Here is a 12367-nt window from a genome sequence, read left to right as displayed (position 1 = left end):
AGGAAGCCCAGAAATCCCATGAGCGACAGTCACTCCCCGCACGGCTTCGACCTGGTACGCCGTGGGTACGAGCGCGCCCAGGTCGACGAGCGGATCGCCAAGCTGGTGGCCGACCGAGACAGCGCGCTTTCCCGGATCAGCGCGCTGGAGAAGCGCATCGAGGAACTCCACCTGGAGACCCAGACCGCGCAGGCCGCGGTCACCGAGGCGGAGCCCTCCTACGCCGGTCTCGGCGCCCGCGTCGAGAAGATCCTCCGTCTCGCCGAGGAGGAGGCGAAGGACCTGCGCGACGAGGCGCACCGCGCCGCCGAGCAGCACCGCGAGCTGGCCGAGGCCGCGGCGCAGCAGGTCCGCACCGAGGCCGAGAACTACGCCAAGGACCGCAAGGCCAAGGCGGAGGACGAGGGCCTGCGCATCGTCGACAAGGCGAAGTCGGACGCGGCGCAGCTGCGCGCCGAGGCCAACAAGGACGCGCAGAACAAGCGCGAGGAGGCGGACGCCCTCTTCGAGGAGACCCGCACCAAGGCCGCGCAGGCCGCCCTGGAGTTCGAGACCAACCTGGCCAAGCGCCGGGAGCAGTCCGAGCGCGACCTGGCGGCCCGTCAGGCCAAGGCGGAGAAGCGCCTCGCCGAGATCGAGCACCGCGCCGAGCAGCTCCGCCTGGAGGCGGAGAAGCTGCGCACCGACGCCGAGCGCCGCTCCCGTCAGACCATCGAGACGGCGCAGCGCCAGGCCGAGGACATCGTGGCCGACGCCAACGCGAAGGCCGACCGGGTCCGCAGCGAGTCGGAGCGCGAGCTGGCGGCGCTCACCAACCGCCGCGACTCGATCAACGCGCAGCTGACCAACGTCCGCGAGATGCTGGCCACCCTGACCGGTGCGGCGGTCGCCGCGGCCACGATGCCGAACGACGACTCGCTGGGCGTTCCGGCGCAGCAGTCGCGCTGACGGCGGCCCCGCGAGGGGCAGCCCGCTGAGAACAGTCGCAAAGGGCCCGGAGGAGCTTGCCTCCTCCGGGCCCTTTCGGCGTGTCAGGAGCCGTGCAGCTTGAGGCGCTTGAGGAAGGAGCGGACGGCGGCGTTGAAGGTCTCGGGGGCCTCCAGCGAGGACAGGTGGCCGACCGCCGGAATGACCGTCAGTTCGGCGTCGTGCAGGGCGTCCGCCATCATCCGGGCCTCGGCGAGCGGGGTGACGGTGTCGAGTTCGCCGACGATGACGGCGGCGGGCACCTCCAGCGCGGCCAGCACCTCCAGCGAGTCGGGGCGGGCGGCCATCGCGCGCTGCGCCCAGGCGATCGCGGCCGGGTCGGCCTCGGCGATCATCTGCCGGACGGCGTCGGTGAGTTCGGGGTCGGTGCCGGGGGCGAGCAGGTTCTCCGCGGTGTTCTCCTCGTTCAGCAGGTCGACGCTGCCGCGTTCGAGGACGGTGGTGGCGATGCGTTCGCGGTTGGCGCGGGCGGCGTCGGTGTCGGGGGTGGCCTTGGTGTCGGCGAGGATCAGGCCGGCCAGCCGTTCGGGGTGGCGGCGGGCGAAGGCCATCGCCACGTAGCCGCCCATGGACAGGCCACCGAGCACGGCCTGGTCGATGCCGAGTTCGTCCAGCAGGTGCACCAGGTCGTCGGCGGCGGTGTCCAGCGACGGCGGTTCCTCGCCGAGCGGGGCGGTGCCGAAGCCGCGCTGGTCCGGCGCGACCACCCACGCATCGTCCCCGGCCGGACCGGGTACGCGTTCCAGTTGTCCTTCCCACATGCGCGCGGAGAGCGGGAAGGCGTGCAGTAGGACGAGCGGGGTGCCGGTGCCGTTCGCGCGAACGACCGGCGCGCTGGGGGAGGTCATGGCTCCACCGTAGGCCCCGGGCGCCGCGCCCCGGACGACGATCGCCCGATTAATCCACTTCTGCCCTACCCTGGCCCCAGACCAAGGAGTGGCACATGATCGAGTTGCACCACCTGACGAAGCGTTATGGCGACAAGTTGGCCGTGGACGATCTGAGCTTCCGGATCCCGGAGGGCGTGGTCACCGGATTCCTCGGCCCGAACGGCGCCGGCAAGTCCACCACGATGCGGATGATCCTCGACCTGGACCGGCCCACCGCCGGCGAAGTCACCATCGACGGCCGCAGTTACGCCTCCGTCCAGGACCCGCTGCGCGAGATCGGCGCGCTGCTGGAGGCGAAGGGCGCGCACCCCGGGCGGACCGCCTACAACCACCTGCTGTGGATGGCGCAGTCGAACCGGATCCCGCGCGAACGCGTGGACCAGGTGCTCGAACTGGTCGGCCTGACCGCCGTCGCGAAGAAGCGCGCCCGGGGGTTCTCGCTGGGCATGGGCCAGCGCCTGGGCATCGCCTCGGCACTGCTCGGCGACCCGAAGATCCTGATGTTCGACGAACCGGTGAACGGGCTCGACCCCGAGGGCATCGTGTGGATCCGCCGGCTGATGAAGTCGCTGGCCGCCGAGGGCCGCACGGTGTTCGTCTCCTCGCACCTGATGAGCGAGATGGCGCTGACCGCCGACCACCTGGTGGTGATCGGCCGCGGCCGGCTGCTGGCGGACCTGCCGATGGCCGAGTTCATCAAGCGGAACTCGCGCTCCTCGGTGCGCCTGCGCACCCCGCAGCCGGAGCAGCTGCTGGACGCGCTGCGCGGCGCCGGCCTGACCGCCGAGCCGGGCCCGGACGGGGCCTGGGAGGTGGTCGACGGCGACCCGGTGTTCCTCGGCGACCTGGCCGCCGCGCACGGCGTCACGCTGCACGAGCTGAGCCCCCAACAGGCCTCGCTGGAAGAGGCGTTCATGCAGATGACCGCGGACTCCGTGGAGTACCGCACCGACGTCCCCGAGGCCGGCACCACCCCGCCCCCGCCGCAGCAACAGCAGCCCGCGTGGGGCGCCGACTGGGATGCCCGCCGGGCCGGAAAGGAGAGTTGAGATGGCCGCGTTCCCCGCCGTCCTGCAGTCCGAGTGGACCAAGGTCCGCACCATCCGCTCCACCGTGTGGACGCTGGTCGCCACGTTCCTGGTGGTGGTCGTGATGGGCTTCGTGATCTCGCTGCTCACCCGACTGAACTTCGTCCAGTTCACCGAGCACAACCGGAACCCGTTCGACCCGACGACCACCTCGCTCGCCGGGATCACGCTCGGCGCGCTGGCGATCGTGGTGTTCGGCGTGCTGGCGGTCGGCAACGAGTACGCCAGCGGCATGATCCGGGTGTCGCTGGCGGCCGTCCCGCAGCGCGGCCCCCTGATGGGGGCGAAGACGGCGGTGCTGGGCGTCCTCGCGCTGCTGGTCTCGCTGGCGACGGTGTTCGCCGCCTTCTTCCTCGGCCAGGCGGCGCTCGGCCAGTACAACACCGATCTCGGCCAACCCGACGTGCTGCGGGCGGTGTTCGGCGCGGCCTGCTACCTGACGCTGCTGTGCCTGTTCTCGATCGGCGTCACCATGATGCTGCGCAACCAGGTGCTGTCGCTGGGCATCCTGGTCCCGTTCCTGCTGCTGGTCTCGCCGATCCTGTCGATCGTCCCCAAGGTGGAGAACGTGGCCCGGTACTTCCCGGACCGCGCGGGCTCGGCGGCCTTCCAGGTCCACCAGACCTCCGACCACCCGTACGGCCCGTGGACGGGCCTGGCGATCTGCGCGGCCTGGGCGGCGGCCGCCCTGCTCGGCGGCTACCTGGTGCTGAAGCGGCGCGACGCCTGACCCGCCGTCAGTACCTCGGAGCGCCGCGGCCCCGCAACAGGTTGGAGCCGCGGCGCTCCCGCGCTCCCCAGCACGCCCGGTGCCAGTGCCGCCGGTCGTCCACCCCACTGCCGTGATCCGGCCACGCCACCACGTGCCCGACGCCCGGCGGGATCTCCTGATCGCACCCCGGGCACCGGTAGAACCGCCCCGCCGTCCCGGCCACGGTCTGCACGATCCAGTCCTCGCCCCGGTACGACTCCACCCGCCGCAGCCCACCGCCCATCGGTGCGGCGCTCTCGCCGCCCTCGGGCTTCTGGATCCGATTGCGTCGCGGTGACACGTGACTACCCCTCGTTCCGGCGCGTTGTCCTCCAAGGGTACGGGCCACCGCGCCGGCGCCGGACGGACAGGCTCCCATCCGCTGTCTCCCGGGGGTCTCGGCGGCCACACCGGCCCCTCGTGCGCCACTAGCATGGATCCCCGTCCGGCTTCAGCGATTCGACGGTAATCCACCCTTCCCTTGGGCAAATTGAGGGTTCGGCGTGCCATTGGCACATGACATGGGTTACTCACGAGGTGACACGGCGGGGCCCGCGAACCCTGCGCGCACCGAGGAGGCACACCGCATGACGAAGACCACCGCCCGCCGCCACTCCCGATCCGCCGAGCAGCAGCGGCGGGCCGGCCGAGGGGTGGCACCGGCCGCGCAGCCGGCCCCGGAGCCCTCGCGGGGCGCCGATACGGACGCGATCCGGGTCGGCGCGTTCCTGCTGTCCGCACAGTTCCCGGGGCAGAGCCACGGCGAGGCGCTGGACCGGACCGTCTCGGCGGCGCTGGCCGCGGAACGGGTGGGCCTGGACGCGGTGTGGCTGGCCGAGCACCATTTCGTGCCGTACGGGGTCTGCCCGGACGCTGCGACGCTCGCGGCGATGCTGCTGGGCCGCACCCGGCGGATCGGGGTGGGCACCGCCGTCAGCGTGCTGAGCACCAAGCACCCGGTGGCGCTGGGCGAGCAGGCGGCGCTGCTGCACCTGACGTCCGGCGGCCGGTTCACGCTGGGCGTGGGCCGGGGCGGGCCGTGGATCGACCTGGCGGTGTTCGGCGGCGGCCTGGAGGCGTACGAGCAGGGCTACCCGGAGCGGCTGGACCTGTTGCTGCGCTGGCTGCGCGGGGCCCGGGTGGGCGGCTCGGGGCCGCACTTCGACTTCCCCGAGGTGGCGGTGGTGCCGCGGGCCGCCGAACCGGCCCGGCGGTCGGACCTGACGGGCTGGCTGGGCCTGGACGGGGCCGCCACCACCACCGCGGTGATTCCGCGGCAGCGCCAGGAGCCCGCACAGCAGGCGCAGTCGGGCCCGCCGGTGGTGATGGCGTGCACCTCCCCGGCGGGGGTGCGGACGGCCGCCGAGCGGGGTCTGCCGATGCTGCTGGGCATGCACTCGGGCGACGAGGACAAGCGGGACATGCTGGCCGCCTACCGGGCGGCCTGGCGGGCCGCGGGGCGCGGCGAGGAGGGCCTGTCCCGGGTGGAGCGGGAGCACGTCGCGGCGGGCGTGGTGCAGGTCGACGACCGGGCGGGCGCGGCCCGGGCCAGCCTGCTGCGGGCGATGCCGGACTTCTTCGCGTACGGGCTGGGCGCGCACCGCACGGTGGACGGCCGGGAGCGCTCGATGCGCGACCCTCGGGCGTACACCGAGCTGCTGTGCGACCTGCACGCGGTGGGCACGCCCCGGCAGTGCGCGGACCGGCTGAAGGCGACGGCGGAGAGCACCGGAATCCGGCGTTTCGCGCTGCTCGCCGAGGGCTCCGGGGACACCGCGGCGACGCTGCACAACCTGGACCGGATCGGCGACGAGGTGCTGCCGCAGCTGCGCTGAGACCGCACCCGCGGGCCGCCCCGTCCGATGGGGACCGGGGCGACCCGCGCTCGGGCGTGTCGGGGCTCAGCAGTCGCGCAACTCCGGCGACTGGTTGAGCAGTTGGGCGCGGACCGAGGTGAAGCGGGCGAGCCGCTCGTCGGTGTCGGGGCCGGGGGCGAAGACCGCGACCCGGTGGCAGTTCTGGAAGGCCAGCTGGACGCCGAAGTGGCGCTGCAGGGCTCCGCGGATGGCATCGCTGGCCAGCGCCCGGAGCAGCTGTCCGCGCTCCTGCTCGCTCGGCGGGGGGACCTCGTTGTCGGCGAAGTCGGTTCCGTCGACCTTGAGTTGGGCCACCAGCGAGCTGATCATGTCCCAGGCGTAGGGCAGCGAGGTGCGGACACAGTCGACGAACTCCCGCTCGTCGACCTCGCCTCGTTCGGCCTTCTCCAACAGGGCCGGTGAGACGTCGAGCGACATGGGTTCTCCTCTCACGGTCCGCCCCGGCGGATTCGACGGGGCGGTCGTACCGGTGTGCTGAGGGTGCATTGGACGGACGTGCGGTGAACCGCGCGCGATGTTCGAATACCGACGGCGCGGCGGGCTGGGGGTGACGCCGCGTACGTCGAGGTCCTGGCCAGGGGTTCAACCAGCGTGTCAGTCCTTCCCGGACCCGGCTGGAGAATCCGGGGATTGCCGCCCGAATCGCCGTGCCGAGGCCGAGATTGGCCGGAATCAGTTGTGCACCGACCCTCTGTGCCGAGCTGGCACGGCTCACCGCCGGTGGCCGTGCGGTCACCATGTTTCGCCCCTCCCGCCCGGCCCACACCCACTGTGCGGACACTCGCTTCAAACGGCCCCCGAGGGCCCCTCCGGACAGCCGCCTGTCTCAGGAATCACGCCCCCTCGACCCACTGCACGCCGGCGCACCTCCCCCACCGCACGCCCCGTCCCCGCGCCCCTCCAAAATCGAACAGGGACGGGGGCACTCCCGGCGGGCCGTAGGCTTGTCCCCATGCGTCTTGTAATCGCCAAGTGCACCGTGGACTACGCGGGCCGCCTCGCTGCACATCTGCCCTCCGCCGTGCGCCTGGTGATCGTGAAGGCCGACGGGAGCGTCAGCATCCACGCCGACGACCGGGCCTACAAGCCGCTGAACTGGATGTCCCCGCCGTGCTCCCTGAAGGAGACCGAGGGGGTGTGGACGGTCACCAACAAGGCCGGCGAGAAGCTGATCATCACGCTGGAGGACGTCCACCACGACTCCAGCCACGAGCTCGGCGTCGACCCCGGCCTGGTCAAGGACGGCGTCGAGGCCCACCTGCAGGAACTGCTCGCCGACCGGATGGAGGTCCTCGGCACCGGCTGGCAGCTGATCCGCCGCGAGTACCCCACCGCGATCGGTCCCGTCGACATCCTCTGCCGCGACTCCGACGGCGCCACCGTCGCCGTCGAGATCAAGCGCCGCGGCGAGATCGACGGCGTCGAGCAGCTCACCCGCTACCTCGACCTGCTCAACCGCGACCCGCTGCTGGCCCCGGTCAAGGGCATCTTCGCCGCCCAGGAGATCAAGCCGCAGGCCCGCGTCCTCGCCACCGACCGCGGCATCGGCTGCGTCGTCCTCGACTACGACGAGCTGCGCGGCATCGACGACGACAAGCTCAAGCTGTTCTGACCCCGACGGGCCCCGGCGGACCCCGGCGGGCCGCCCTCCGCGCCCGCCTGCCAAGATCACCGCATGCCCGTTCGAAGCGCTGACCAGGTCGGCCGGTACGAGACCCATCTCACGCTGGCCCCGGCCGAGGCCGAGGCGCTCGCCGACTGGGCGGCCGCGAACGGCCTGGAGTTCACCCACATCCTGCTGGCCCGCGGCCGGCACCCCTCGCAGCCGATGCTGTCCTGGCAGAGCGACGGCACCCTGGCCGCCCAGCACCACCGCGCCGCCGCCGAAGCGGCCCGGCTGCGGGCCGCCGGGTTCACCCCGGTCCGGGTGAAGATCGAGGCCGCCCCCTGGACCCCGGGCGTCCCCGGCACCGACGCGGAAGCCGAACAGGCCGACCCCGCCCGCTACTTCGAGCACCACGTGAAGGTCCGGCTGGCCCCGGACGTCCCCCGCGACGCCCTGGCCCGGGCCGCCGACGGCCACCACGCCCACGTCTCCTGGAACGCCCGTCGCACCGAACCCGGCGGCCACCGCCAGTACTTCGTCACCCAGCGCTGCCACCGCCTCGGCCTGACCACCGCCGGCCGGCACCTCGACCGCCTCACCGCCGCCCTGACCGCCGCCGGCTTCCCGCCGCTGAAGGTCACCCGCGAGTACGTGGTCCACGACTCGGCGCTCGCGCTGGACTCCGGCTGGCTCGACGACGCCCCGACCACCGCCTGACCGAGGAGGACCCATGTCCGACCCCCGCATGCTGCCGCAGGCCCGTGACAACTGGCCCCGCACATTCCTGCCGATCGACGACCCGCGGGCCACCCAGGCCGAGATCTACGACCCGGCCCTGATCCAGTTCGCCAACGCCTACCGCGCCGGCGACCCGCAGTTCACCGACCCGGCCCTCTCCGCCGCCTGGTACGCGGCCCGCCGCACCGCGATGGACACCGTCCTGGCCGCCGTCGCCGCCTCCGGCCGGTCCGACCACCTGGTGCTGCGCGGCTCGGTGGTGCTGAAGGCCTGGTTCGGCGACGCCGCCCGCGAGCCCGGCGACCTCGACTTCGTCATCACCCCCGCCGACTGGATGCTCGACGACCCGCGCACCGAGGACCTGTTCGACGACCTCACCCGCACCGTCGCCGCCTCGACCGGCCCGGTCCGCTTCCTGCCCGAGCGGACCGTCAGCGAGGACATCTGGACGTACGAGCGGGCCCCCGGCCGCCGCCTGCTGTTCAGCTGGGAGACCGACGGCCTGCCCGGCGGCACCGTCCAGCTCGACTTCGTCTTCAACGAGGAGCTGCCCGTCCCCGCCGAGCCCCTGGAGGTCGCCCCCGGCACGGTGCTGAACGTCGCCGGGCGGGAGCTCTCGCTCGCCTGGAAACTCCTCTGGCTCGCCACCGACAGCGACCCGCAGGGCAAGGATCTGTACGACGCGGCCCTGCTGGCCGGTTCCACCCGCCTGCGCTACCAGGTACTGCGGGATGTCTTCGCGACCGACATCGCCCACTACGCCGAGCACCCGATCGGCCTGGACGACGTGCTCACCGAGACCGACTGGCCGAACTTCGCCACCGAGTACCCGCGGCTGGCCGGCGAGGAGTCCGACCACACCCGACGCCTGGCCGACGCCCTCGCCCCGACCTTCGCCGAAGTCCCCGCCGCCGAGCTCGCCACCTGGTGGCGCGAGGGCTGGCTCGTGCCCCTGCGCCGCCTGCACGCCGAACAGGGCCTCGCCGCCACCCAGGCTTGGCTGGCCGACCGCCGGGCGACGCTCCCGCTCGCCTACCGCCTCACCGCCGAGGCCCTCGGCGCGGCCGCCCCCGAACACCTCGGCGCGGCCATGCTCGGCTGCCCGACCTGGGCCGGGCACGCCGGATCGGCGGCTCGCGGCAACCTGGACCCGGAAACTGTCGAGGCTTGGCTCCGGGGCTAGCCCACCGCGCTGTTCGACGGGGACGGGCTGTCCGACGGCGAGGCGCTGGACGAGGTACTGGGCGACGGGGAGGACGACTGGGTGGACGACTTGGTGGGCTGCGGGGACGAACTCGTCGGCGGGGACGACGACTTGGTGGTGCTCGTCGTGGCGCTCGGCTTCGTACTGCTCGCGCTGCCGCTCGGCCGGTGACTGCTGGAGGGACTGCCGCTCGCCGTCTCCGACGGGCTGTCGGACGGCGTCGCGCTGTCGCTCGCCGACGGCCGCGGGCTGGTGCTGGGCCGGGGGCTGGTGGTGGCGCCCGGGTCCGGGACGATGTCGTCCGCGGAGTTGCCGGGCTGCTTGCCTGCGGGGCTGTCCTCGCTGCTGACGGCGACGCCGATCGCGGTGCCGAGCACGCCGAGCGCCATCACAGCGGCACTCGCGGCCAGAACGGTCTTCCGGGCCCCGGCGGGAGCCCGCTTGCGCAGCCGGGCCGGCACCTGGGCGATCGCGCGGATGGTGCGCCGGCCGCGGTCCGACGGGGTTTCGCCGGTGCCGGCGGTGATCGCCGCGGTCTCCTCCAGCCGGATCAGGTCGAGCATCCGCCGCCCGACCGCGCCACCGCGCTGGTCGCCGCCGGCGACGCGCAGCGCGAGCGCGGCCTCCAGTTCGGCGACGGCCCGCTGCGAGTTGCCGACGCACAGCGCGTACACGCCCAACTCGTGGTGGAACCAGCCCTGTTCGGCGTCCGCCCCGAGCATCCGGGCGGCCTCCAGGCCGAGTTGCAGGGCCCGCTCCCAGGCGCCCCAGCGCAGCGACAGGGCGAGCGCGGGCGCGGCGGCCCGGGCCAGCCGCAGCACCTGCTCTGGGCGGTCGGCGTCCCGTTCGGCCGCCAGTACCGCGAGGATCACCTCGGCCTCGGCGGCGACCTGGCGGGTCGTCACCGAGGCGTGCCCGACCCACCAGGACAGGTGTTCGGCCGCGCCGTGCGCGACGCCGCCGGGGGCGAACGGGGCGGGCTGCCCGTGCGCGTCGGCCTCGAGTTCGGGCAGCAGCGCGGCGAGCACGCCTTCGGTGAGCCGGTGGTGTCCGCCCACCGACACCGCCAGGCCGTTGTCCACCAGTTCCTGCAGCGCGCTCTCGCCGAGACCGACGTCGATCAGCGCGGGCAGGTGCGGCGCGGTCGGGCACTCCCCGTTCAGCGCCAGCGCCAGCCGCAGCACCCGCCGGGCCGGTTCGCTCAGGCCCTGCACCAGCAGCCGGGCCGGCGCGGCACTCTCACCGACCGACGGCAACGGCACCCCGGCCCGCAGCTCGGCCTCCAACTCGGCCGGATCGCTGGGGAGTTCGTACTCCTTCACGAAGCCGAAGACGCTCCGCCGGTCCTCCTGCGCGGCGACCAGCGCGTCCACCGCGACGTCCCGCTGCCGCACCAGCGCCGCCGCCCGGACGAACCGCAGTGGCAGGCCCTCCGACTCGAACCACAGGTCCACCGCCCAGGCCCGCTCGGCCTCGTCCAGCTGACGGCCCGCCAGCCGCGCCGCGAGCGTCAGACACGCCGGCCGGGACAGACCCGCCACCAGGTGGTCCCGCAACCGCGAACCGGGCGGCGACGGCGGCGCGTCCGGCGCCGTACTGACCAGGAACGCGCACTCGGGGGCCAGCGCCAGCAGCTCCTCCAACTCCTCGCCGGACGGTTCCAGATCGTCGATCACCACCACCGCGGCGACCCCGGCCAGCAGTTCGACCAACTGCTCCCGGTCCGGACGGAAGTCCGGCGCCTGATGCGTCGTCGCGAACAGGTCCTGCAACAGATCGGCGGACGTCCTGCGGTAGCCGCTCAGCCGCACCACGCCGTCCGGCGCCAACTCCCCCGCCGCCTCGGCGACCGCCGCCAGCAACGCGGAACGGCCCGAGCCGGACTGCCCGACCAGCCGCACCGAACGCCCCTCCCGGAGCTGCCCGATCACGGCCTCGATGTCACCGTCGCGGTCCAGCAGCGGCAGATCCCCCGGCCCGGCCCCCAACGCGAGCGGCCCCACCGCCGGACTCGGCCCCAACTCCGGCCGCGCCTGCACCAACCCGCGTATGCGCCGCGGCTGCGGCAACCACTCGTCCGGACAGCGCCGCGCCTCCGACCCCTCCGGCCCCCCGACCACCACCAGCCGCTCACCGCTGACCAGTTCCCCACCCCGCGGGCGTACCCCGTCCCCCCGGAATTCCCCGCTCGGCTGACCCACGTCGTTGCTCCCCGCCACTCGGACACCTGACCGGAGACTGTCCCACATGACCGAACCGGGTCAACACACCGGGTAGCGATGGGAAACCAGGGGCGCTGGGGGTACCCCCGGGCGAAGCCGAGGGGGTGGAACCGCGCGAGGGGGAACGCACCCCACCACAAGATCGCGCCACCGCACAATGACTTGCCCGTACTCGCGCCCCAGCGGTCGGGCCCGCCACTACCCCATCGCGGGAAGCGCCGCCCCCTCCACCGCCAGAATCCGGTGCAGCCGCGTAGCCACCAGCAGCCGCTGGAGCTGCACCGGCACCTCCCGCAGGACGAGCCGTCGCCCGGCCCGCCCGGCCCGGCGGTGGGTGCCCATGATGACGCCGAGTCCGGTCGCGTCCCAGGACTCGAGCCGGCAGAGGTCGAGGACGAAGTCGCCCTCTCCGCCGTCGACCGCCGCGTGCAACCGCGCCTTGGCGTCGGCGGCGCTGCGCACGTCGAGCCGCCCTTCGATGGCCAGTCCGGTGTGGTCGCCGGTGATGCGCACGCTGTCCTCCTCCTCGGCCGTGTGCCGTTGCTCGTCCGCCGCGTTGCGCCCTGCCGCCCGTCCCGTTCCCCAAGGACCGACCGCGACATGTTTCGGGCCGGTTGTGCACCGGCCCTTGCTGAATCTGACGGCCAACCAGTTCCGCAGGTTGCTGTCACCCGGCGGACTGTCCCTCAACTTCACCCGTCCGAGGGAATATACGCAGGTACACCTGGTACTTACGCTCGATAACCGCCCAAATCACCCGTCTGCGGGGTGCTCCGTGAGCAAACTCACCCGGCGGGTGCGGGCGCCGCTAGAGAGCTGGTCGTACGGTCATCTGGTCCTCCCGGGGGCACGCCGAGGGCCGCCCGTGCCGGGGCGGCACCGACCGCCCGGCGGGAGCCACATCGCTCTGCGCCGGACTCTAGTAGGAGCACGCGTTCCGTGGTGCGTTCCGGCAGTGTGATCTGCACCGGAACAGGTGTGATCTGCGCCCCTCCCACGGAACC

General features: G+C 73.3%; 12 protein-coding genes. 7 read left to right on the top strand and 5 right to left on the bottom strand.

Going from position 1 to position 12367, the window contains the following annotated elements; genetic code table 11:
- Positions 1-18: 18 nt before the first annotated feature.
- Positions 19-948: a cellulose-binding protein gene (locus ACGFWJ_RS18745; RefSeq protein WP_387637230.1), complete on the top strand. Its 930-nt coding sequence runs from the start codon at positions 19-21 to the stop codon at positions 946-948.
- 83 nt (positions 949-1031) lie between these two features.
- Here the strand turns inward: ACGFWJ_RS18745 and ACGFWJ_RS18740 are convergent, their stop codons facing one another.
- The gene (locus tag ACGFWJ_RS18740; RefSeq protein WP_392950738.1) at positions 1032-1835 is read right to left on the bottom strand and encodes an alpha/beta fold hydrolase; all 804 of its coding nucleotides are present in this window, start codon (positions 1833-1835) and stop codon (positions 1032-1034) included.
- Positions 1836-1930: 95 nt separating this feature from the next.
- Between ACGFWJ_RS18740 and ACGFWJ_RS18735 the strand changes: the two genes are divergently transcribed.
- Together ACGFWJ_RS18735 and ACGFWJ_RS18730 are read left to right on the top strand one after the other, a co-directional pair.
- Positions 1931-2926: an ABC transporter ATP-binding protein gene (locus tag ACGFWJ_RS18735; RefSeq protein WP_387637235.1), complete on the top strand. Its 996-nt coding sequence runs from the start codon at positions 1931-1933 to the stop codon at positions 2924-2926.
- 1 nt (position 2927) lies between these two features.
- A complete protein-coding gene (locus ACGFWJ_RS18730; protein WP_392950735.1) occupies positions 2928-3695 on the top strand; it encodes an ABC transporter permease in 768 nt (255 codons plus the stop codon).
- Between the two features lie 7 nt (positions 3696-3702).
- Here the strand turns inward: ACGFWJ_RS18730 and ACGFWJ_RS18725 are convergent, their stop codons facing one another.
- The gene (locus ACGFWJ_RS18725) at positions 3703-4017 is read right to left on the bottom strand and encodes an ATP/GTP-binding protein (RefSeq protein ID WP_392950733.1); all 315 of its coding nucleotides are present in this window, start codon (positions 4015-4017) and stop codon (positions 3703-3705) included.
- Positions 4018-4426: 409 nt separating this feature from the next.
- Between ACGFWJ_RS18725 and ACGFWJ_RS18720 the strand changes: the two genes are divergently transcribed.
- On the top strand, positions 4427-5551 hold the full coding sequence (locus ACGFWJ_RS18720; RefSeq protein ID WP_392950970.1) for an LLM class flavin-dependent oxidoreductase: 1125 nt from the start codon (positions 4427-4429) through the stop codon (positions 5549-5551).
- 66 nt (positions 5552-5617) lie between these two features.
- Here ACGFWJ_RS18720 and ACGFWJ_RS18715 read toward each other — a convergent pair whose 3' ends face one another.
- Entirely contained in the window at positions 5618-6010 is a 393-nt protein-coding gene (locus ACGFWJ_RS18715) for an SCO5389 family protein (protein WP_387865438.1), read from the bottom strand.
- A 535-nt stretch (positions 6011-6545) separates the two neighbouring features.
- Here ACGFWJ_RS18715 and nucS point away from each other — a divergent pair.
- The 3 genes from nucS to ACGFWJ_RS18700 all read left to right on the top strand — a co-directional run bounded on the left by nucS (position 6546) and on the right by ACGFWJ_RS18700 (position 9120).
- Positions 6546-7205, top strand: coding sequence for an endonuclease NucS (nucS, locus tag ACGFWJ_RS18710; protein WP_387637246.1), 660 nt, complete (start codon positions 6546-6548; stop codon positions 7203-7205).
- Positions 7206-7268: 63 nt separating this feature from the next.
- Positions 7269-7916: a hypothetical protein gene (locus ACGFWJ_RS18705; protein WP_392950729.1), complete on the top strand. Its 648-nt coding sequence runs from the start codon at positions 7269-7271 to the stop codon at positions 7914-7916.
- Between the two features lie 13 nt (positions 7917-7929).
- The gene (locus ACGFWJ_RS18700) at positions 7930-9120 is read left to right on the top strand and encodes a nucleotidyl transferase AbiEii/AbiGii toxin family protein (protein ID WP_392950727.1); all 1191 of its coding nucleotides are present in this window, start codon (positions 7930-7932) and stop codon (positions 9118-9120) included.
- On the opposite strand, the gene ACGFWJ_RS18695 is transcribed toward ACGFWJ_RS18700, so the two are convergent.
- Both ACGFWJ_RS18695 and ACGFWJ_RS18690 read right to left on the bottom strand, forming a co-directional pair.
- The gene (locus tag ACGFWJ_RS18695; RefSeq protein ID WP_392950724.1) at positions 9117-11180 is read right to left on the bottom strand and encodes an ATP-binding protein; all 2064 of its coding nucleotides are present in this window, start codon (positions 11178-11180) and stop codon (positions 9117-9119) included. The two genes, ACGFWJ_RS18700 and ACGFWJ_RS18695, sit on opposite strands and share 4 nt — an antisense overlap.
- 381 nt (positions 11181-11561) lie before the next feature.
- On the bottom strand, positions 11562-11876 hold the full coding sequence (locus tag ACGFWJ_RS18690; protein WP_387638841.1) for an STAS domain-containing protein: 315 nt from the start codon (positions 11874-11876) through the stop codon (positions 11562-11564).
- Positions 11877-12367: the final 491 nt, after the last annotated feature.

The organism is Kitasatospora sp. NPDC048407, assembly GCF_043200475.1.
GTDB lineage: Bacteria > Actinomycetota > Actinomycetes > Streptomycetales > Streptomycetaceae > Kitasatospora.
This window is presented reverse-complemented; position numbering and strand designations above follow the sequence as displayed.